19 protein-coding genes and 1 tRNA gene are annotated in these 19,526 nt (G+C 66.2%); 12 read left to right on the top strand and 8 right to left on the bottom strand.

Annotated elements, in window-relative coordinates:
* The first annotated feature begins 2 nt into the window (after positions 1-2).
* From KQ303_RS08270 to KQ303_RS08255, 4 genes are all read left to right on the top strand, one after another.
* Positions 3-1,196, top strand: coding sequence for a pentapeptide repeat-containing protein (locus KQ303_RS08270; protein ID WP_255140534.1), 1,194 nt, complete (start codon positions 3-5; stop codon positions 1,194-1,196).
* Positions 1,197-1,389: 193 nt separating this feature from the next.
* The gene (locus tag KQ303_RS08265; RefSeq protein ID WP_259729919.1) at positions 1,390-1,704 is read left to right on the top strand and encodes a hypothetical protein; all 315 of its coding nucleotides are present in this window, start codon (positions 1,390-1,392) and stop codon (positions 1,702-1,704) included.
* Positions 1,705-2,151: 447 nt separating this feature from the next.
* Positions 2,152-2,682, top strand: coding sequence for a hypothetical protein (locus KQ303_RS08260; protein WP_259729918.1), 531 nt, complete (start codon positions 2,152-2,154; stop codon positions 2,680-2,682).
* A gap of 335 nt (positions 2,683-3,017) precedes the next feature.
* Positions 3,018-3,314: a hypothetical protein gene (locus KQ303_RS08255; RefSeq protein WP_255099979.1), complete on the top strand. Its 297-nt coding sequence runs from the start codon at positions 3,018-3,020 to the stop codon at positions 3,312-3,314.
* A 6-nt stretch (positions 3,315-3,320) separates the two neighbouring features.
* Here the strand turns inward: KQ303_RS08255 and KQ303_RS08250 are convergent, their stop codons facing one another.
* Positions 3,321-3,536, bottom strand: a complete 216-nt coding sequence (locus KQ303_RS08250; protein WP_094510060.1) for a chlorophyll a/b-binding protein — start codon at positions 3,534-3,536, stop codon at positions 3,321-3,323.
* Between the two features lie 132 nt (positions 3,537-3,668).
* On the opposite strand from KQ303_RS08250, the gene KQ303_RS08245 reads away from it, so the two are divergent.
* Genes KQ303_RS08245 through KQ303_RS08235 form a run of 3 tightly spaced genes read left to right on the top strand, consistent with a single transcriptional unit; the run spans position 3,669 to position 9,745 of the window.
* Positions 3,669-4,631 carry an ABC transporter substrate-binding protein gene (locus KQ303_RS08245; RefSeq protein WP_259729917.1) on the top strand — a complete coding sequence of 321 codons (963 nt, stop codon included), beginning with the start codon at positions 3,669-3,671 and terminating at the stop codon, positions 4,629-4,631.
* Complete coding sequence (locus KQ303_RS08240; RefSeq protein ID WP_259729916.1) at positions 4,628-8,533, top strand: response regulator; 3,906 nt, start codon at positions 4,628-4,630, stop codon at positions 8,531-8,533. Before KQ303_RS08245 ends, KQ303_RS08240 begins: the two co-directional genes overlap by 4 nt.
* Before the next feature lie 3 nt (positions 8,534-8,536).
* Positions 8,537-9,745 (top strand): two-component system response regulator, encoded by a 1,209-nt coding sequence (locus KQ303_RS08235; RefSeq protein ID WP_259729915.1) that lies wholly within the window; start codon positions 8,537-8,539, stop codon positions 9,743-9,745.
* A gap of 46 nt (positions 9,746-9,791) precedes the next feature.
* Here the strand turns inward: KQ303_RS08235 and KQ303_RS08230 are convergent.
* Positions 9,792-9,862 (bottom strand) — tRNA-Gly (locus tag KQ303_RS08230).
* A 147-nt stretch (positions 9,863-10,009) separates the two neighbouring features.
* On the opposite strand from KQ303_RS08230, the gene KQ303_RS08225 reads away from it, so the two are divergent.
* Genes KQ303_RS08225 through plsY form a run of 5 tightly spaced genes read left to right on the top strand, consistent with a single transcriptional unit; the run spans position 10,010 to position 14,220 of the window.
* Positions 10,010-11,401 carry an MFS transporter gene (locus KQ303_RS08225; protein WP_259729914.1) on the top strand — a complete coding sequence of 464 codons (1,392 nt, stop codon included), beginning with the start codon at positions 10,010-10,012 and terminating at the stop codon, positions 11,399-11,401.
* Entirely contained in the window at positions 11,398-12,147 is a 750-nt protein-coding gene (locus tag KQ303_RS08220) for an ABC transporter permease (RefSeq protein ID WP_259729913.1), read from the top strand. The genes KQ303_RS08225 and KQ303_RS08220 overlap by 4 nt, the downstream gene beginning before the upstream one ends.
* Positions 12,148-12,164: 17 nt before the next feature.
* Entirely contained in the window at positions 12,165-12,605 is a 441-nt protein-coding gene (locus KQ303_RS08215) for a DUF3119 family protein (RefSeq protein ID WP_259729912.1), read from the top strand.
* The gene (locus tag KQ303_RS08210) at positions 12,602-13,570 is read left to right on the top strand and encodes a DUF3086 domain-containing protein (protein ID WP_259729911.1); all 969 of its coding nucleotides are present in this window, start codon (positions 12,602-12,604) and stop codon (positions 13,568-13,570) included. Before KQ303_RS08215 ends, KQ303_RS08210 begins: the two co-directional genes overlap by 4 nt.
* Positions 13,567-14,220, top strand: a complete 654-nt coding sequence (gene plsY / locus KQ303_RS08205) for a glycerol-3-phosphate 1-O-acyltransferase PlsY (RefSeq protein WP_255140542.1) — start codon at positions 13,567-13,569, stop codon at positions 14,218-14,220. Before KQ303_RS08210 ends, plsY begins: the two co-directional genes overlap by 4 nt.
* A 41-nt stretch (positions 14,221-14,261) precedes the next feature.
* On the opposite strand, the gene KQ303_RS08200 is transcribed toward plsY, so the two are convergent.
* The 6 genes from KQ303_RS08200 to der all read right to left on the bottom strand — a co-directional run bounded on the left by KQ303_RS08200 (position 14,262) and on the right by der (position 19,390).
* On the bottom strand, positions 14,262-15,269 hold the full coding sequence (locus KQ303_RS08200; protein ID WP_259729910.1) for a pyrroline-5-carboxylate reductase: 1,008 nt from the start codon (positions 15,267-15,269) through the stop codon (positions 14,262-14,264).
* 41 nt (positions 15,270-15,310) lie between these two features.
* Positions 15,311-15,883, bottom strand: coding sequence for a cell division protein SepF (locus tag KQ303_RS08195; protein ID WP_259729909.1), 573 nt, complete (start codon positions 15,881-15,883; stop codon positions 15,311-15,313).
* Between the two features lie 215 nt (positions 15,884-16,098).
* On the bottom strand, positions 16,099-16,758 hold the full coding sequence (locus tag KQ303_RS08190; protein WP_259729908.1) for a YggS family pyridoxal phosphate-dependent enzyme: 660 nt from the start codon (positions 16,756-16,758) through the stop codon (positions 16,099-16,101).
* 1 nt (position 16,759) lies between these two features.
* Complete coding sequence (locus KQ303_RS08185; protein ID WP_094510037.1) at positions 16,760-17,038, bottom strand: PipX family protein; 279 nt, start codon at positions 17,036-17,038, stop codon at positions 16,760-16,762.
* A 22-nt stretch (positions 17,039-17,060) separates the two neighbouring features.
* On the bottom strand, positions 17,061-17,993 hold the full coding sequence (locus KQ303_RS08180; protein WP_259729907.1) for an energy-coupling factor transporter transmembrane protein EcfT: 933 nt from the start codon (positions 17,991-17,993) through the stop codon (positions 17,061-17,063).
* 26 nt (positions 17,994-18,019) lie between these two features.
* Positions 18,020-19,390 carry a ribosome biogenesis GTPase Der gene (gene der / locus KQ303_RS08175; RefSeq protein WP_259729906.1) on the bottom strand — a complete coding sequence of 457 codons (1,371 nt, stop codon included), beginning with the start codon at positions 19,388-19,390 and terminating at the stop codon, positions 18,020-18,022.
* Positions 19,391-19,526 lie beyond the last annotated feature (136 nt).

Below are 19,526 nucleotides of genomic sequence, written 5' to 3'. Positions count from 1 at the left end.
CGATGACCCCGCCGGCTGATGAACGCCCAGCGATGCCCTTCCACAGCCATGCCTTCTGGGCGGGCGTGAGAGATCTGCCGGCGTTGCAGCTGCTGATCGCCGCGGGGATCACCCTGCTGGCCCTGGTGCTGGGCTTCTCCTGGCTGGCCCTGGCGGCGGCGCTGGTGAGCCTGGTGTTGGCGCTGGTGCGATTGGCGCCTCCTCTATGGAGCCAGCTGCGCGCCCGCCTCGACGACGAGGCCACGGTTCAGACCGTGGCGCTGCTGACGCTGGTGCTGGCGCTGGTGGTGCTGTCGGTGCTGTTCGGCTGGTGGGATCCGTTGGTGCGGGTCTACCGCAGCGGTGACTGGGAGGCGATCGGCGCCATCGGGGAGGGGGTGATCGGCGCCTTCGGGCAGATCCTGGTGGCGTTCGTGGCCCTGGTGATCGCCTGGCGCCAGTTCCAGGTGGATCAACGGCTCACCACCCAGCAGAACCGGATCACCCAGGGGCAGACGATCGACAGCTTCATCCAGGGCATCTCCGAGCTGATCAGCGATGAAGACGGACTGCTGGAGGACTGGCCGTTGGAGCGGATGCTGGCGGAGGGGCGGCTGGCGGCGGTGCTTGGCAGCATCGAAAGCCAGGGCAAGGCCCGCATCCTGCGCTTCCTCTCCCACGCCCGCCTGCTCACGCCCCTGCGGCGCGACCACCGCCTCGGGCGGGCCATCCTCGATGGCGAAGGCAACTACGAGGAAGACCGGCTCGCGGGAGTGCCGGTGATCAACCTGCACCAGGTGCTGCGGGGCGTGGACCTCTCCGACACCGACCTGCGCGGCATTGATTTCAACGGCGCCGACCTGCGCGGCACCAACCTGAGCAACTGCGATCTGAGCGAGGCGAATCTGGCCGGCACCAATCTGTGCGGCGCCAATCTCGACGGCGCAAAGGTGGAGGGCACCCGCTTCTTCTTCGGCCAGCCGGCCAGCGCCACCCCCACCGACGGCCAATGGGCCCTGAACCTGGAGACGGGCGAAGGCTCGGGGGCCCAGGTGATCAATGCCAACTTCTCCGACCTGCGCCAACTGGGCGACGAGGCGCGGATCTACCTCGCCTCCTGGAGCGGCCCCCGTTCCCGCAAAACCCTGCCCGGTGGCGTGAAGGGCATCCCCAACCGGCTGGAACGCCCGCTGCCGGCGCTGCCATCTGATCGGTGAAAGGATGGGCAGTTGCGCCTTTGTGCTGCAACCCACAGAAGGATGGCAGGCGTGGTGTGAGGCGCTACATCCGACAGACAAGAGCTAAATCTTGGCGCCTCAGTGGTACAGCCTGGTCGCTGGCGGGGCAAGTGGCAACTGCAGAATCCAGCCGCCTACTCTGGCAGCCAAAGAGCAGATGATTTGGGTCGCCTTGGACTCAGCCAACCTGACCAGAAACCTAAAGCGAGTAACGATCAGCTTAGTCGCGACATCGAGCATGTTGCTGCCACTTCATGTTCGCGCCGACATTCGGGACAAGCAAAGTTACTGGTATGGCTTTCTTGTCGGAAGCGGTATCACGGTATGTGCGCTGTTGGATATCGGTTTGCTCTCCCGCAACGACGCCACTGATTGGTTAACCGAGATTTTCACGCAAAGATCCGATATCCCCAGTGCCGCCATGGAATCAGCCAAGCAGCATCTTGCCGAAGAGTTAGGGCCCAAGGGCTGTCCCGTCCCCCGCTGAACGGGAAGGAATCCGCATCTTCGTTGACGGGTTCAATTCATTTCGGCTAGCCGAGGTCAGCTTGATCGCTGCAGTGCCAATCAATGGCTGCGCAGATCAAGCCTGTGCGATGGCGCCTCATGCCCGTTCTCGTCAATCAGGCAGTTGTCTGCTCCGCATAGAGTGCCTTCCTCTTCTGCCTGTGCTAGTGCCACTTGGTTGGATGATTGCTCCTACTTGCTGATCGAATCCATGCAGTGACGTCCAGCTGGCTGCTCGTCCTTTGCAGCAAGCGCCTGATAGATCCCCGGTCGATGGCGAACCTCCCGCGGACCGGCATGATGGAGTTATCAATAATGTCAGCTAGTGCCATCAGTGACAAGCGAAGCCAGTGTTGATCTCCCTCTCGACGACTGCTGCAGCCGCTGGGGGATTAGCCGAAAGGCCGTCAAATCCCGTGCTTCCGCCTTGGGGGTCGATCTGATCAGGGAATCGAGCACACGTACGGTGTGGCCCGGTGATCTCATCCGCCTGGGCGATCAGCTGCACCAGCACTTACAGAGGAAGGGCTGCACCCTCTCCAATTTCATGGCCTCAGTACAGCCAGAAGCTACCACCAGTGTGAGCATTGAGGCCCTGTCAGTGATGGCATCAAAAGGCACCAATGATCAGCGTAAAGCCCTAACGTTGCCGCCAGCAACAGCTAGCAGCGAAAGCATCCTGGCCCTAGCCGCCTTGGTGGCAGCCATACAGCCGACGCCCAGGTCGAATCCCCTGGCGGTCGCCCGTGGCTTAGCTGAAGCGGCCAAGCTGGGAGCCTGGATCACCAGCGATGAACTGGCTCACCTGCTCGGCCTATCTCGCAGCACTGTTTCCAGCTGGAGCACCAGCCATAGCCCTCGCCCTGGCTTCATGCTGGAGCGCCGCAAAGTAGGCGTATCGGTCTGGTGGAAGGTGATACCTGAGCCAAAGCCGAAGAAAGGAAAGCCGTCGAGTTAGTCGTGCGAGTAGCTATTGCCATGAATAGGAGCCCCAGGTCCAGTGAGGCGCTTTCTGCACTGCTCTTCGAAAGCCCTGGCCAGCATCACCAATCCAGCCAACCTATTCAGTCAACGCAACGGATCACCAGGCATTTTCCCTTAGAGCTGGCAATCACAGCAGCAGGATCCAAAGCGAAGTCGCAAAGCAGGGCTTGCGCATCACCAGGAGATCCTTCTGGCTGAAAGTGGCGGAACCCCGTTCGCCGAACCCCGCACGACTGCACCACTCCCATCACCTCTAGATCCCCACTCCCCTCCACAAGCGCCAGAGTGGGTTCATTCACTTCCCCTCCCATGGCCCCCACCCGTGAGCAGATCCTGGCCGCCTCCGCCGGCTGGGTGGCGGTGGTGCTGAACGTGGTGCCGGGGCTGGGCGCCGGCTACCTCTACCAGCGCCGCTGGAAGGCCTACTGGATCACCTCGGCGCTGGCCACCGCCTGGTTCGTGGCCGGGGCCGTACTGGCGCAGGACGCCGAGGCGGCTGCAGAAGCTCAGAACCAGCTGGTGGGGCTGCTGGGTCTGGTGCTGCTGGCTGGGGTCACCGCCACCGAGGCGGGCCTGGCCGTGAAGCGGGTGCGCCAGGACGGCTGACGCGCCTCAGCGCAGATACCAGCGCAGCAGCGCCAGCAACTGGCCGGCGGGCCCCAGGCCGGTGATCGCCTCACCGATCAGGGCCGCCGCGAAGCCGAGCATGGCCACGCGGCCATTGAGCAGTTCCACCCCGGCCAGGGCCGCCGTGTTCCAGGGCCGGCGGGTGGTAAGCCCCTCGCCGAAGCGCTCGAGTGGCTCGTACTGGAAGGAGTCGGGAGCCATCGGGGAAGCGCACACTGCGATTGAGCCTATGGGCGCTGGGCTGGCCTCTGCCTCAGCTCACTCTTTTCACGATGGATGAACAGCTTTTCAAGCAGGGTCCGAATAGGTTTAAGTCTATAAGTGACTCAAATCGTGTTCCTGCGTCGAGTGCTCTCGGCACTTGCAGCCCTTGCCATCGGCGTGACCGGCTGCCAGGCAGCGGATCGCGTCACCATTCCAATTGCCAGTTGGGCTGGCTTTCAGTACTTCCACCTCGCCCACGAAAAGCAGCTGGATCAGAAGGCGGGGCTTCTGATCGACACCCTGGGCTTTCCCGATCCGCCTGAGATTGTCAAGGCCTTTGAAGAGGGCCGTTTCCCGATCGCCCAGCTCACCACGGTGGAAGCCGTGGACATCTGCAGCCGCCAGCCAAAACGCTGCCCGGTGGTGGTGCTGATCCTTGATGAATCCCGTGGTGGCGACAAAGTGGCCGTGCGCCGCTCGCTCGGCACGATCGCGGCCCTGCGGGGCAAGCGCGTGGCCGTCACCCCCAGCACCCTCGGCCCATTTGTATTGAGCCGGGCCCTGGCCCGTCATGGCATGAGCCTCGCCGATGTACGCATCGTGGCTGTGCCCCTGGCCGACATGGGGCGCCGTCTCGTCAGCGGGCAGATCGACGGGGCGGCCTTCTACCCTCCCTTCAGTGATGCGGTCCTGGACGGCGGCGAGGCCGTCACGGCCTTCACAAGTGCAGAGATTCCCGGTGAAATTTTTGATGTGCTTGTGGTGGATCCGCAGTACTACCGCACCAACGTGAAAGTGCTAGGGCGCCTAGTGCGGGCGTGGCAGCAGGCCCACGATCTGGCGGATCGCGATCCCGAAGCGCAGGAAATCATGGCCAAGCGACAGGGTGTGAGAGTTGAGGTGTTTCGCGAATGGGAAAAAGGCCTTCTCTATCTCTCACTCTCGGAGCAGCGGCCCATGCTGTTGCCCGGCGGCAAGCTCGAACGCAACCTGGCCTTCGTGCTCGCCGTGCAGAAGCAGCTGGGTTTGATCCGTGGCCGCGTGCCCCTGCCGAGGGTGAGCACGGAGCCGATTGATCTCGCTCTGAAATGACACGGCCGGTCCGCACCGTCCAGACCTGGCGTGAGCGGTTTGGCACCCTCACGCTCTCCAGCCGGCTCACCGTGCTGCTGCTTGGTGTGGGTCTCACCCCGATGCTGTTCTCCCAGGTGGTGGCGCTCAGCGCCTACCGGGAGCGCATCCTCAGCCACCACCTGGATGCCACCGAGCAGATGGCCAACGGCAAGGTGGAGCAGTTGCAGGCCATACTCACCAGCAAGGGCCTCGAGCTTGATGCGTTGGCTATGGAACTCCATCGGCAGCCCGTCCCGCCCCAGCGGATTTTGGCACAGCAGGCTTCCCGGCTCAGTTTTGAAGAACTGCTGCTGATCGATCGCGGCTCAGGCCGGGTCATCGGCGCAGCGGTGAATCTCGCCCTGATCGGCAAGTCGCTGGCGGGTCCGCTCCTGCGTAACTGCGGCCTCAACAAGCTGGTGGAAGGAATGGGAACCTGGAGCCACCTGACGGTGCTGCCCCTCAAGCAGGATCCCTGCACGGAGGAACCAGCCACCTGGATGGCCGTGCCGCTCAAGGACCACGCCAATCAGAATCTGCTGCTGGTGGGGCGGTTGGAGGCCGCCTCCTTCCGCGAGGTGATCAACAGGCGTTATGAGCGACTGAGTCACGGCGCTGAGGCGGATCTGGTGATCGAACAACGCCGGGGCGACGGGTGGCAGTTCCTCTCCGTGCCGATGGGGCAGGCCACCAAGGACTCCGAGGCTCTGAGCTACCAACCTTCTTTGAGCGGTGGTCTGACGTTTTCGGAGCGCCAACTGGGCAACGGCGGGGCCGGCTACCTGCGCACCGGCAGCGGCACATTGAAGCTCGGTGCCTGGCGGCAGATCCCGCAGAGCGATGTGGCGGTGCTCGTCACCATCCCCGAGGCAGAACCACGGCTCGACAGCCAGTTGCTCACCCAGCAGTTGCTCATGTTGCTGGCGACCACCGCCATCCTGGTGACGATGGCCGGCGTGGCGCTCGGCCGGCGCCTTGCAGGTCCGATCCAGAAGCTGCACCAGGCGATTCAGGGGTTCGATCCTGCCGATGAAGCCAGCCTCACCCCGGTGGTGGTGAGAGGCCACGATGAGATCGCCTCCCTGGCCAGCACCATCAATGCGCTGGCCCTGCGCATCAAGGAGCGCACCAGCAACCTGCGCAACACCAAGGAGCAACTGCACGCTTACATCCAGACGGCGCAGACCACCCTGCTGGCGCTTGATTTCGAGGGCCGCGTCACCCTGCTCAACAGCAACGGCTGTGCGCTGATCGGCATCGCCTCCGATTCCTGGAGCGGCCTCAACTGGCTCACCGATGTGGTGGATCCCGCGGATCAGCCCTTGCTGCGCCGCTGGCTCAACGAGGCGGCCGCCTCCAGGCTTCCCCCAGAGGGAGCGTTGGAGTACCGCGTCTGCACCAACCAACGCGGCACCCGCTTGATGCGTTGGCACCTGAGCCTGCTTGATGGCGCTGAGGGCCAACCGATCGCTCTTCTGGGCTCCGGGGAAGACATCACCCGCCTGCGCGCCCAGAAAATCCAGCTGGAGCAGGCGCGCCAGGAGGCGGAGGAGGCGAACAGGGCTAAGAGCGAGTTCCTCTCGCGCATGAGCCATGAGTTGCGCACACCCATGAACGCGATCATCGGCTTGTCGCATCTGGCGCTGCGAACGGGGCTCAACCCGCACCAGCGCGACTACCTGCAGAAAATCAGCAACGCAGGCCAGGGGTTACTGGGGATCATCAACGACATCCTTGATTTCTCCAAGATCGAGGCCGGCAAAGTCACGCTTGAGGCCGTCGATTTTCAGCTCGATGCGGTGCTCTCCGATGTGGCCACCCTGATCGCCGACATGATCTTCGCCAAGGGCGTCGAACTCCTCTTCCGCGTCGACGACGACGTACCCACCTGCCTCAACGGCGATCCGCTGCGCCTCAACCAGGTGCTGCTCAACCTGCTCTCCAATGCCGCCAAGTTCACTGAGCAGGGCCAGATCCAGCTGCAGGTGAGCGTCGGCGAACAGCAACCTCAGCAGCTGGAGGTGGAGCTGGTGTTCCGCGTGCAGGACACCGGCATCGGCATGACCGAAGCCCAGATGGGCAACCTGTTCCAGCCCTTCACCCAGGCAGAGCTGTCCACCACGCGCCGGTACGGCGGCACCGGCCTGGGCCTGAGCATCTGCCAGCGGTTGCTGGAGCTGATGGACGGCTCCATCGCGGTGAACAGCGTGCCTGGTGAGGGGTCCTGTTTCACTGCCCGCTGCCGTTTTCGTCTCGGTGCTTGCGCCACTCCGCAGGCGTTGCCGGAGGCCCTGGGCCAGATGCGCGTGCTGGTGGTGGATGACAACCCCTTGGCCCGTGAGGTGATCACGCAACTGCTGCACCCACTCCCCCTGCGCTGTGATGCCACTGGCAGCGGCGCCGAAGCCCTGGCCATGGTGCACGAAGCCAACGCCCACCAGCAGCCCTATGGCCTGGTCCTGCTGGATTGGCAACTCGGCGATCAGCTGGATGGCCTGCAGGTGGCCGCAGACATCCGCGCCAACCCGGGGATCCAGCAGCCGAGGATCTTGCTGATCACGGCCTACGGCGGCGAAGACGCCTGCCAGCTCACCCCTCCGGGGCTGCTGGATGGAATCCTGTGCAAGCCGGTCCGCTCCTCTGAGCTGATGGACCATCTCACTGCCATGTTCGATGGCGGCGACAGCGCGGGATCGGCGGCGGCGGCGTCAGCCTCCACACAGGGCCAGGAGTTGGCGTGGGGTCTGCAAGGCCTGAAGGTACTGGTGGTGGAGGATCACCCGATCAATCAGCAGATCGTTTCTGAGTTGCTCACCATGGCCGGTGTGGAGGTGAGCGGCGCCAGCAATGGTGTGGAGGCTCTGGCCTGGCTGGAGCAGCAGCCGTTTCCCCCCTGCGACCTGGTGCTGATGGATCTGAACATGCCCGAAATGGATGGCTGGGAATGCACCCGTCGCCTCCGTGCCGATGCCCGCTGGCAGCAGCTACCCGTGCTCGCCATGACCGCCCACGCCATGCGGCAGGAGCGCGACCGTTGCATGCGCATCGGCATGCAGGACCTCATCACCAAACCGATCGATCCGGACCACCTCTACGAACGGCTGCACCACTGGAGCGGCCGCCACTGTCAGGGCCCAGGTGAACCAGCTCCAGCCTCTGCCCAGCCGGCCGTCCCCCAGCCCGCGCCAGCCGATGAAGAATCACGGCCGCAGAATCCGGGACTGGATAGCTCGGAGCTGAATGGTGCGGAACAGGGAGGTCCGCAGCTGAATCGACTGGCCTTGGAAGGCTTTGATCTGCCCGGAGCGCTCAAGCGGGTGGCTGGCAACCGCGCTCTTTACTGTCAGCTGCTGCAGAGCCTGGTGCACAGCCAGGCGGATGCGGCCCAGCGGCTGGAGGCCGCCCTTAACAGCAACAATCTGAAGGAGGCGGCACTGATCGTGCACTCCCTCAGAGGGGCGTCCGCCAATCTGGGGGCCACCTCCCTGGCGGAGGCCGCCACGCGGCTGGAGCTCGAACTCAACCAGCAGCTCTGCCACAGCCACACCAGGCAGACCTTTGAGGTTCAGCTGCAGCTCACCATGGCGTGCATCCGCGCGGCCTTCGCGATGGAGCCGGCAGAGGGCACCGCCCCCTCACAGGAAGGGCCGGCAACAGCAGTGCTGAGCCTGGAGCAGCAGCACCTGCTGGGGCAGCTCGATGCTCTGCTGGCCGCCTTTGATGGGGAAGCCCTGGAATTCATCAGCCAGCACCGCGAGGCCCTGATCACGACCCTGGGATCGGCGGGCTTTGAGCGCATGGCCGCGGAGCTGATGCGCTTTGATTTCTCGGCGGCGCGCAGGGCCGTGCAACAACGCGTTCCTCCCTTGCTGCAGGCCTGATCCATGACCCATCTCGCCGACAGCCTTGGGCAAAGCAAGCCCACCGTGCTGGTGGTGGATGACACGCCGGAAAACCTGCAGGTGATGAACGGCCTGCTGCGTGGGCTGTACAAAGTGCGCCTGGCCACCAGTGGCGGACTTGCCTTGGAGTTGGCCCTGCAGACGCCCCAGCCGGATCTGATTCTGTTGGACATCATGATGCCGGATCTTGATGGCCATGAGGTATGCCTACGGCTCAAGGCTGATCCCGCCACTCAGGACATTCCTGTGATCTTCCTCACAGCGCTGAACCAGGAAGTTGATCAGAAGCGAGGCTTTCTTGATGGCTGCGTGGATTATATCACCAAGCCCTTCTCCCCCGACATCGTGCTGGCCAGAGTGTCCACCCATGTGGCCCTGAAGCGCGCCAGCGACCTCCTCTCTGATCACAACCGTTACCTGCGCGAGGAAGTGGAGCGCCAGACCCGCGAGGTCCAGAAGGTTCAGGACGTCACGATCCTGGCGATGGCATCACTGGCGGAAACCCGCGACAGCGAAACCGGAATGCACCTGCGCCGCACCCAGAACTACATGAAGATTCTGGCTGAGCACTTACACCGGCACTCCCCATACGCCAGCCAGCTAAACAAAGAGATGATCGAGTTGCTCTATAAATCCACACCGCTTCATGACATCGGCAAAGTGGGCATTCCTGATCACATCCTGCTGAAGCCAGGCAAGCTCACCCCTGAAGAATTCACGGTGATGAAGAAGCATTCGGAGCTGGGTTCCCACATCATTGCGCAAGCAGAAGGTCTGCTGGATGTCCCCAGCAGCTTTCTGCGCTATGCCCGCGAGATCGCCCACTACCACCATGAGAACTGGGACGGCAGCGGCTATCCCGAGGGGCTGCAAGGAGAAGCCATCCCCCTGTCCGCCCGTCTGATGGCCGTGGCCGATGTGTATGACGCCCTCATCTCCAAACGCTTCTACAAGGAGGCCTTCTCCCATGAGGAAGCCACCCGCTTCATCGAAAGCCAGGTCGGCCGAAAATTCGATCCTGTGATCGTGGAAGCCTTCCGCCAGGTAGCCGATCGCTTCGCCACCATCGCCGCCACCTTCAAAGACAACAATTCCGCGCCGCCCCTGGCCGCCCTGCCTCCGCCCGCGCCGTCCCTTTCCCCATCGCCGGGCATGGCGGACGAAGGGGAAAACAGCCCGGCGTTCTGCTGAGCAGCCAGGAAGCCTGCCGAACAGAGAAGAAGCTTGGTGAAAAGAAAGCGGGCGGCGGGAATCGAACCCGCATCATCAGCTTGGAAGGCTGAGGTTTTACCACTAAACTACGCCCGCAGGGATACAGGTGTATCACTCGGTTGCCGTCCTGGTGTGGCCCACGGTGCCACTGCCTTTGCGGCTGAAGCATTATGGCCTGCGTGAAGCCACCGGCCGTTGACCGTTGTTCCTGATCCGGTCGTCCCTTCCGCCAACCCTGCGGCCATGAGCTCCACCACCGGCGTCAGTGACGCCATCGATGCACCCAGGGGGTTCCAGCGCCGCATGTTGGTGGCCTATGGCCTCGGCGATGCGGGCACCGGCATGGCGGCGTCGCTGATCGGCTTCTACCTGTTCATCTTCTATACCGCCGCCGCCGGGCTGCCCGCCTGGATGGCGGGGCTGGTGCTGATGCTGGCCCGCCTCTGGGATGCCATCAACGATCCGGTGGTGGGCTGGCTCAGCGATAAGACCCGCAGCCCCTGGGGCCCGCGCCTGCCCTGGATCCTCTGGAGCGCCATTCCGCTCGGGATCGCCATGGCGATGATGTGGTGGCTTCCGCCCGGAAGCCTCTGGGTGAAGTTCGGCATCTTCCTGGCCATCTCGGTGGTGGCCAACAGCCTTTACACCTGCGTCAACCTGCCCTACTCCGCCCTCGCGGCCGAGCTCACCACCGACACCGGCCTGCGCACCCGCCTGAACACGGCGCGGTTCACCGGCTCGATCATCGCCGGGCTGGTGGGCATCGTGCTGGGAGGGCTGCTGCTCCAGAACCACCAGGACCCCGGCAGTTACTTCAAGGTGGGCGTGCTGTCGGGCAGCATCATCGCGGTGTTCACCCTGGTCTGCGCCTGGGGGATCGCCCCGGCGGCCCGCCACTGCCAGCGGCCCAACAGCCAGCAAGGGTCCACCCGCCGCATGCTGCGCCGGGTGCGCGAGAACGGTCGCTTCATCAAGGTGCTCGGCCTCTACCTGATGCTCTGGTGCGCGCTGCAGATCATGCAGACCGCCGCCCTCATCTACCTGCCGGTGGTGATGCGGCTGCCGGAGAGCTGGAGCAACTGGATCCTGCTGCCCTTTCAGATCAGCACTCTCGTGGGGCTGCAGATCTGGAACCGCTTCTCCCACCGCTACGGTCGCATCCAGGCGCTGCACCGGGGCACGGCGCTCTGGATCGGCGGATGCCTGCTCGCCATGTTGCTGATCCCCCTCGATCCCGACCTCTCGCCCGTGGGCTCCTGGATGAACGGGCTGCGGCTGGTGGCGCTGCTGGTGGCCATCCTGGTGGTGGGTCTGGGCGCCTCCACCGCCTACCTGATCCCCTGGGCGCTGCTGCCGGATGCCATCGACGCCGATCCTGAAAAGCCCGCCGGCCTCTACAGCGCCTGGATGGTGTTCACCCAGAAGATCTGCATCAGCCTGGCGTTGTTCTTCTTCGGCAACCTGATGAGCCTGAGTGGCTACGTGGCGGCCAGGGGCATCGTCCAACCCGACACGGCCCTGATCGCGATCCGCCTGTGCATGGGCCTGATCCCCGCCACGCTGGTGGTGCTGGGGCTGATCGTGATGCGGCGCTGGCCTGAGCGTGGCGCCCACCTGCTTCAGGCCCAGCCATGAAGTCACCGCGCTGGCTCAACCGCCTCGGCAGCAGTTGCCTGATCGGCGGCCAGACCGTGGCGGCGATCGGCAGGGGGCGCATCAACGTCAACGACCTGTTCGAGCATCTGCTGGAGGCAGGGCCCGGCAGCTTTCTGATCGTGTTCATCACGGCGCTAGCTGCAGGAACCGTGTTCAACATCCAGGTGGCGGCAGAGCTCACCAAGCAGGGGGCCAGCGTGGCCGTGGGAGGCATCCTTTCGGTGGGGCTGGCGCGCGAGATCGCACCGCTGCTCACCGCCACCCTGCTCACCGGGAAGGTGGCCACTTCTTACGCCGCCCAGATCGGCACCATGAAGGTGACCGAGCAGATCGACGCCATCACCATGCTGCGGACCGATCCGGTGGAGTACCTGGTGGTGCCGCGGGTGCTGGCGATGGTGGTGATGGCCCCGGTGCAGTGCCTGGTGTTCTTCGTGGTGGGGGTCTGGTCGGGCCAGGTGAGCAGCACCTTTCTCTTCTCGATCCCGCCCACCGTGTTCTGGAATTCCGTGCGCAGCTGGATGACCGCCAGCGACCTGCCCTCGATGCTGATCAAGGCGGTGGTGTTCGGCCTGCAGATCGCCGTGATCGCCTGCGGCTGGGGCCTCACCACACGCGGCGGCCCTAAGGAGGTGGGCACCAGCACCACCGGCGCCGTGGTGATGATTCTGGTCACGGTCAGCCTGATGGATGTGCTGCTCACCCAGCTGCTGTTTGGCGCTTAGGCCGCCGGCTGCCCAGCATGGAACCTCCGCCTCTCTCCGCCGCCGCCATGACCTCCCCCGCCGCCACGCTCGATCCCGCCGCCGGAACGGTGCTCGCACCCCGCTACGGGGTGCCGCTGGGGGTGGTGGTGCTCGGGCTGGCTGGCCTGGCCCTGCTGCCGCTGTGGTCGGGGGCGCTGTGGCTCAGCGGCGTGGTGGTGCTGTTCGGGCTGTTCCTGCTGCTGCAGGCCGTGCTGCTGCGCCTGCAGTTCAGCGGCGATGCCCTGCTGGTGTGGCGTCAGTCCACGCTGTTGCGCCGCTTCCCCTACGACGAATGGATCGCCTGGACCGTGTTCTGGAACCCGGTGCCGGTGCTGTTCTATTTCCGTGAACAGCGCAGCATTCACCTGCTGCCGGTGTTGTTTGATGCCACCACCTTGCGCCAACAACTGGAGCTGCACGTCAGCACCTCGCCATGACCGATCCCAGCGTGCCGCCGGACCAATCCCCGCCGCCCCTGAGCGTGCCTGAACCGCCTGCGGCCGAGCCCTCGCCTGCGGCCGACCCGGCCCCTGTAGCCAAGCCATTCGAGCCCTGGCAGGCGCTCGCCCTCAGGGAGCTGCAGGAGCGGCGCGCGGCACTGGAGGCGGAGATCCAGGAGCTGGAAACCCGCCGCAACCAGCTGCAGAAGAGCCTGGTGAGCAGCTTTGATGGTCAGGCCGATGCGATCGCCCGGCGCCTGAAGGGCTTCCAGGACTACCTGGTGGTGGCGCTGCAGGATCTGGCCGGCCAGGCCGAGCAGATGGAGCTGGTGGTGCAGCCGGTGGTGTTGCAGCCCTCGCCACTGGATCAGCCGGCGGAAGTGGCCGCCGCGGCTGCCCCTTCCGCCCCGGCGGCGGCGGGGCTGTTCAGCGAGGACGAAGACCTGATCCGCAGCCAGCTGGAGCGCTTCCAGGGCCAGCCCGATTTCTACGCCGATCCCTGGAAACTGCGCCGCAGCCTGGAAGCCCCTGCCGCGGCTCTGCTGGAGGAGTGGTTCCTCTATCAGGGCGGGCGTGGCGCCCACGCCAGCGCCGGCAGCCGCAGCCGCAATGCGCTCACGGTGGCGGCGGCGGTGGCGATCCTCGGCGAGCTCTACGGCGAGCGCTTCCAGACCCTGGTGCTGGCCGGCCAGCCGGAGCGGCTGGGGGAATGGCGCCGCGGCCTGCAGGATTGCCTCGGGCTCAGCCGTGAAGATTTCGGGCCCAACAGCGGCGTGGTGCTGTTCGAGCGGCCTGATGCCCTGATCGAGCGCGCCGACCGGCTCGAGGAGCGCGGCGAGCTGCCGTTCATCGTGATCGATGCGGCCGAACAGGTGGTCGACGTCCCGGTGCTGCAGTTCCCGCTCTGGCTCGCCTTCGCCGCCACTCCAGCGGAACTGGCCATCGACGAGGAGCTTCTGTGAATCCCTTGCTGATCCTGTCCGTGCTGCTGGCGGGCTACCTGCTCGGCTCGATCCCCAGCGGCTGGCTGGCGGGGCGATGGTGCGCCGGCGTCGATCTGCGCCAGCTGGGCTCCGGCTCCACCGGCGCCACCAACGTGCTGCGCCAGGTGGGCAAGGGCCCGGCGCTGGTGGTGTTCCTGGTGGATGTGCTGAAGGGAACGGCCGCCGTGCTGCTGGCCAAGGCGGTGGTGGAGCCACTCGGCGTCTCCGCGGCCGGCGATGCCTGGGTGGTGGCGGCGGGGCTGGCGGCCCTTGCCGGCCACATCTGGCCGGTGTGGCTGGGCTGGCGGGGGGGCAAGGCCGTGGCCACCGGGCTGGGCGTGCTGCTCGGTCTGGTGCCCGCGGTGGGGCTGGCCAGCTTCGGGCTGTTCCTCGTCACCCTCACCCTCACCCGCATCGTGTCGCTCTCCAGCGTGGTGGCGGCGGTGGGCCTGCCGCTGCTGATGCTGGGCTCCTTCCAGAGCGCCGGCACCGGGCTGCGGCCCGCCTATCTGGCCCTTGCCCTGCTCACCACCGTGCTGGTGCTGTGGCGCCATCGCAGCAACCTGGCCCGGATCATGGACGGCACCGAGCCACGCATCGGCGCAGACAAACCCAACACCCCGACCTGAGGCAGGAGCTGAGAGCCTGGAGCCGAGAACCGGGCGCCGCTTCAGCCCAGCGCCCGGCTGCGTTCAGCGGCCGCCAGCACCGCCTCGATCAGTGCCGAACGCACCGAGCCCCGCTCCAGCTGGCGCAGAGCCGTGATCGTGGTGCCGGCCGGGCTGCTCACCATGTCCTTGAGCTGGCCGGGATGCAGGCCCTTCTGCTGCAGCAACGCCACGGTGCCACCCGTCATGGCGAGCGCCAGCTCCTGAGCCAGCGCCCGCGGCAGGCCGGCGGCCACGCCGCCATCGGCGAGGGCTTCGATCACCACCGCCATCAGGGCCGGCCCGGAGGAGGCCACCGCCAGCAGCCCATCGAGCTGAGGCTCCGGCAGCTCCAGCACCTGCCCCACCCGGCCGAACAGCTGGCGCACGCAGTGACGTTGCCCATCGCTGAGCTGCTCTCCCCAGGCCAGTCCAGTGATGCCGGCCCGCACCAGGCAGGGAGTGTTCGGCACCGCCCGCACCACGCGCCAGCCGGGAAATGACGCCTGCAGGCGAGCCAGGCTGACCCCCGCCAGCACGGAAATCAGCAGGGGGCACTCGTCGCGGTGCCCTTGGGATGTGGAGCCGTCCTCTGAGGAGGAGGCTGCGAAGGCGTCACCGTGCTCTGAGGGCGCTGCTGGGAAGGCGGAGGCTGCTGAACCAGAAGCTGGGGGTGTGGCCGATGCCGCGGCGGACGCCCCTGATCGGCTGTGTGCCGCTCGAACTGCCGCCGCCGCATCTGCAGCCGCCGTGGCCGCCGCCGCGAGCTGTTGCGGCTTGACGGCCAGCAGCACCACCGGCGCCTGCCAGGCCGCAGCCGCCTGCCCATCGGCGGCGGCAGAGACAGCCACCTGCAACTGCTGCTGGAGCCGCTCGGCGGAGGCAGGGCTGGCCACCACCGCCCGCACGGCAGCAGAACGAACATCCCCCTGCTCCAGCAGCGGCAGCAGCAAGGCCTGGGCCATCTGCCCCAGGCCAATGATCCCGAGGCCCGACAGGAGGGGCTCAGAGGCCCCGGCGTGCTCGGTCATGGACCGGTGGCGGTGGCGGGAAACGTGCTCAGGAGACGTGCTCAGCCGCCGACGGCGAAGTCGGAGCGGCCCCAGGCCGGACTGGGGGCCGCATCGGCATCGGAGCCGGTGTCGCGGGTGGAAACGATGGTGGGAGAGGAGGGCTCCTCCATCGAGGCGGTGGTGACCGTGACGCAGCTGGGCGCGAACAGGAAGATGCTTTCGCCCACCCGCTCCTGGTGGCCGTCGATGGCGAAAGTGCCGCCTGCCACGAAATCCACGGCCCGCTGGGCCTGATCCGGCTCCATCATCGTGAGGTTGAGGATCACGGTCTTGCGGTCACGCAGGGCCTGGATGGCACGGGGCATCTCATCGAAGCTGCGGGGCTCCATCAGGGTCACCTCCGCGGCCGTTGCCGACAGGCCCGGCATGCCGATCACATTGCTGCCGGGGAAGAGGTCGTCGGAGCCGAAGGGGGAGGACAGGGCCAGGGCGCTGCTGCTACCGACCTGCGTGGCGCGCGACTGGGCGGTCTGGGCCTGGTCGTCACCGGGGTCGTAGTCAAGTTCGTCGTACTCGCCATCGAGATAGTCGTCACCGGAGACGACGGCACGGAGGCGGGAGAACAACGACACCTTTGGTTCCTTCGTGAGGTCAGTACCTGAATAGCGTCCCACGCTCCCAGTTGCAACTGGTCGCAACCCTTGAAATCACTGGATTCATGCTTCCGCCGGGTGGCGAACGCCCCCACCGCCCCCAGCGAAGGCGGCCTCAGGCCCCCGCCGTGATTGGCCGGGGCAAGCGCGTTGCGCAGGCCCGGGGCGGCCCCGAAGTCCCCGTGGGGCCCCGGTCAGGCCCCACGGGGGCCGAACAACACCGAGCCGAGCCGCACCCAGGTGCTGCCGGCCGCTACCGCCTCGCGCCAGTCGCCGCTCATGCCCATCGACAGCTCCGGCACCCCCAGCCGGGCCGCCAGCGCGGCGCAGGAGCTGAACAGGGCACGGCTACCGGCTGCATCCAACCCAAGCGGCGCGATCGTCATCAGGCCGACCACCTGCAACGGCGCCAGCGCCTGCAACTGGGGCCAGAGCTGGTCGAGCTCCTCGGGCTCAAACCCGGCCTTGGTTGGATCGGGCAGCAGCTTCACCTGCAGGAACACCCGCGGCTGCAGGCCCTCCTCGGCGGCGATGCGCTGCAGGCGAAGCGCCAGCGGCAGGTTGTCGAGCGAGTGGATGGTGCCGAAGTGGCGCAGCACCCCACGGGCTTTGTTGGCCTGCAGGCGACCGATGAAGTGCCAATCCAGGGGGGGAAGATCCGCCAGCTCCAGCTGCTTGGCCTCGGCCTCCTGCAGGCGGCTTTCGCCGAAGCTGCGCTGCCCGAGCGCGGCCAGGTCGCGGATGCGCTCGGCCGGCTGCCCCTTGCTCACCGCCAGCAGGCGGGAACCGGACGGCAGCTGCTCCTGCAGGGCCTGCCACCGCAACGCCAGGGCCGCTGGAGCGTCAGCGCCCATCTCAGATGAAGGTCTGGTCGAACAGCTGGCGCCAGTGGCCGAGTTTTTCGCTGCGGTCACGCCGGGCCCGCGCCAGGTTCTGCTCGGCGTAGTGGCGGGCATCCATCAGCGGAATCACCTCGAAATGGGCGCCGCGCGGCTGCGCCGTGACCAGGAAGAACATCCGCTGGGCGTAAAGGGTGGCGAACAGATCGCGGCCCTCTCCGGCCGGTGCCACCCAGTAAAGGAGCCCGAAGGTGGGATGGTTGAGATATCGCTCGGTACTCGACTCAGCGCTCACTGATGGTTTGTTCGGCTACCAATCACAGCGCACCGTACTGCCACCGCAGCCCAAGCAGCAGGAGCAGCAGCAAGCAGGCCATGAGATTCAGACGTCGGGCCACGGGCACCCCCAGCCGCAGCTGCTGCGGCGGCACCCAGCGGCCGCCCCTGGCCACCAGCGCATCGGCCCCCTGCTCGGCGCGCAGCAACACGTTGGCCAGCAGCCGTTCCGCCACCGCCAGCCCCAGCCCCAGCACTCCCTTCCAGCCCAGTCGCCGCAGGTTGAGTGCCCGGGTGGCGATCGAGCGCAGAAGGTTCTGCAGTTCCTCCTGCACCAGGGGCAGGAAGCGCAACGCCAGCAGCAGGATGAAGCCGAGCCGCTCCACCGGCAGCCCCAGCCGGCCCAGGGGGGTGAGGCCCCAGCTGAGCGCCCATACCAGTTCTTCCGGCGGCGTGGTGAGCAGCAGCAGGTTGGCGCTGTGGATGAGGGTGAACAGCAGGGTGGCGCTGTTGAGGCCGAGTTCCGCCGAGCGGCGGTTGATCACCAGTGGGCCCAGCGGCAGCGGCCCCAGCTGCACGGGCCCCCAGCGCAGCACCTCCCAGGGCTCACCGCTGCGTTCGACCGGCGGTGCCCCCGGCGGCGCCGGCGCCAGGCGCAGCTCGGCCGGATCGCGCGAGAGCTGAGCAGTGCCCGCGCCACCGGCCGGCAGCAAGGCAGAGAGCAGCCCCACCAGCAGGCTGAGGGCGAGCAGGAGAGGCAGGTTGCGGCGCCACAGCCGCCACGGCAGCCCGCAGAGCGCCGTGATCAGCAGCAACGCCCCCACCAGCGCCAGCCGCCAGACGGGGCCGGACAGGATCGGTGTGATCAGGAACGCCAGGGTCCAGGCGAGCTTGAGGCGCGCATCGACGCGGCGCAGCCAGCCGCTGTCACCATCGACGTACTGGCCGATCGGGAGCTGCTTCAGCCAGTCCATTCAGTGCTGCAGGAAGTGGAGCCGCTTCACGGGGTGGCGGAACGAGCCTGCTGACGCGCCTGTTCCTTCTCGGCGTCGCGCTGCTGCTTGCCGCGCCAGAACAGCTTGATCGGCGAGCCATCGAAGCCCAGACCCTGCCGGATCTGCCGCTCCACGTAGCGGCGGTAGGTGTCGCCGAACAGCTTGGGATCGTTCACGAACAGGGTGAAACTCGGTGGCCGCACCGCCACCTGGGTGCCGTAATAGATCCGGCCCTGGCGGCCACCGCGGCTGGTGGGCGGCGAGCGCCAGCTCACGGCCTCCTGCAGCACTTCATTCACCACCGAGGTGGTGACGCGGCGCCGGTGCTGCTCGACCGCCAGCAGGGCCAGCGAGAAGATGCTCTCCACCCGCTGACCGTTGAGAGCGGAGGTGAACAGCATCGGTGCCCAGTCGAGGAAGTAGAGCTTGGCCCGCAGATCCTTTTCCATCGCGGTCATGGTGTGCGAATCCTTCTCGATCGCATCCCACTTGTTCACCACGATCACGCAGGCGCGGCCGTCTTCCTCGATGCGGCCCGCCACGCGCTGATCCTGTTCGGTCACCCCATCGAGTGCGTCGATCACCAGCACACAGACGTCGCTGCGCTCCACCGCCTTGAAGCTGCGGGTGATGCCGAAGTATTCGGGCCCGTAGCTGACACTGCGGCGGCGGCGGATGCCGGCGGTGTCGAGCAGTTTCCAGAGACGACCCTCCCGCTCGATCGTGGTGTCAATCGTGTCGCGGGTGGTGCCGCGGATCGGGCTGACGATCGCCCGGGGCTCACCGCAGATGGCATTGAGCAGGCTGGATTTGCCCACATTCGGCCGGCCGATGATCGCCAGCTGGATCGGCTCCTCCGTTTCCTCCGCGTCAGCGGGAGGCAGGAATTCGATCACCTTGTCGAGCAGATCGCCGGTGCCGGCACCATGGATGGCCGAGATCGGAAACGGCTCACCCAGGCCCAGGCCCCAGAAGTCGGCGGCCATCGCCAGGCCCTGATCGGGCGACTCGCACTTGTTCACCGCCAGCAGCACCGGCCGGTTCTGGCCGCGCAACCATTCGGCGATCGATTCATCTGCCGCCGTGACCCCCGCCTGGCCATCGACGATCACCACGGCCACCACCGCTTCGGCTAAAGCAAGGTTGGCCTGTTCGCGGATCTCCGGGAGAAACTCACTGTCGTCGTCGAACACCAGGCCGCCGGTGTCGACCACCTTGAAGGTCCGATCGCCCCAGAACCCTTCCTGGTAGGTGCGGTCACGCGTGACACCGGGCTCGTCGTGGACGATTGCCTCCCGGCTGCGGCACAGCCGGTTCACCAGAGTGGATTTGCCCACGTTGGGGCGCCCGATGACGGCGACGACTGGTAGCGCCAAAACGTAATATCCCGATCAACGATCTCTTTTCGACCTTACAGGCTGACTCAGCTGTGGCCGGCCTGGAGAAGTGTTGGCGGCGTCACCCCGCAACTCCGAGACCTGGAAGCAGGAACCTTGCACGTTCGAACCTTTC

Source organism: Synechococcus sp. CS-1333, assembly GCF_025128015.1.
In the GTDB taxonomy this organism is placed as follows: Bacteria; Cyanobacteriota; Cyanobacteriia; order PCC-6307; family Cyanobiaceae; genus MW101C3.
The sequence above is the reverse complement of the archived record's forward strand: the minus strand, read 5'-3'. Positions and strand labels throughout refer to the sequence as shown.

Coding starts and splice junctions, on each gene's coding strand:
- KQ303_RS08270 (WP_255140534.1), top strand. CDS start 3: ATGACCCCGCCGGCTGATGAACGCCCAGCGATGCCCTTCCACAGCCAT.
- KQ303_RS08255 (WP_255099979.1), top strand. CDS start 3,018: ATGGCCCCCACCCGTGAGCAGATCCTGGCCGCCTCCGCCGGCTGGGTG.
- KQ303_RS08250 (WP_094510060.1), bottom strand. CDS start 3,536: ATGGCTCCCGACTCCTTCCAGTACGAGCCACTCGAGCGCTTCGGCGAG.
- KQ303_RS08240 (WP_259729916.1), top strand. CDS start 4,628: ATGACACGGCCGGTCCGCACCGTCCAGACCTGGCGTGAGCGGTTTGGC.
- KQ303_RS08235 (WP_259729915.1), top strand. CDS start 8,537: ATGACCCATCTCGCCGACAGCCTTGGGCAAAGCAAGCCCACCGTGCTG.
- KQ303_RS08225 (WP_259729914.1), top strand. CDS start 10,010: ATGAGCTCCACCACCGGCGTCAGTGACGCCATCGATGCACCCAGGGGG.
- KQ303_RS08220 (WP_259729913.1), top strand. CDS start 11,398: ATGAAGTCACCGCGCTGGCTCAACCGCCTCGGCAGCAGTTGCCTGATC.
- KQ303_RS08215 (WP_259729912.1), top strand. CDS start 12,165: ATGGAACCTCCGCCTCTCTCCGCCGCCGCCATGACCTCCCCCGCCGCC.
- KQ303_RS08210 (WP_259729911.1), top strand. CDS start 12,602: ATGACCGATCCCAGCGTGCCGCCGGACCAATCCCCGCCGCCCCTGAGC.
- KQ303_RS08200 (WP_259729910.1), bottom strand. CDS start 15,269: ATGACCGAGCACGCCGGGGCCTCTGAGCCCCTCCTGTCGGGCCTCGGG.
- KQ303_RS08190 (WP_259729908.1), bottom strand. CDS start 16,758: ATGGGCGCTGACGCTCCAGCGGCCCTGGCGTTGCGGTGGCAGGCCCTG.
- KQ303_RS08180 (WP_259729907.1), bottom strand. CDS start 17,993: ATGGACTGGCTGAAGCAGCTCCCGATCGGCCAGTACGTCGATGGTGAC.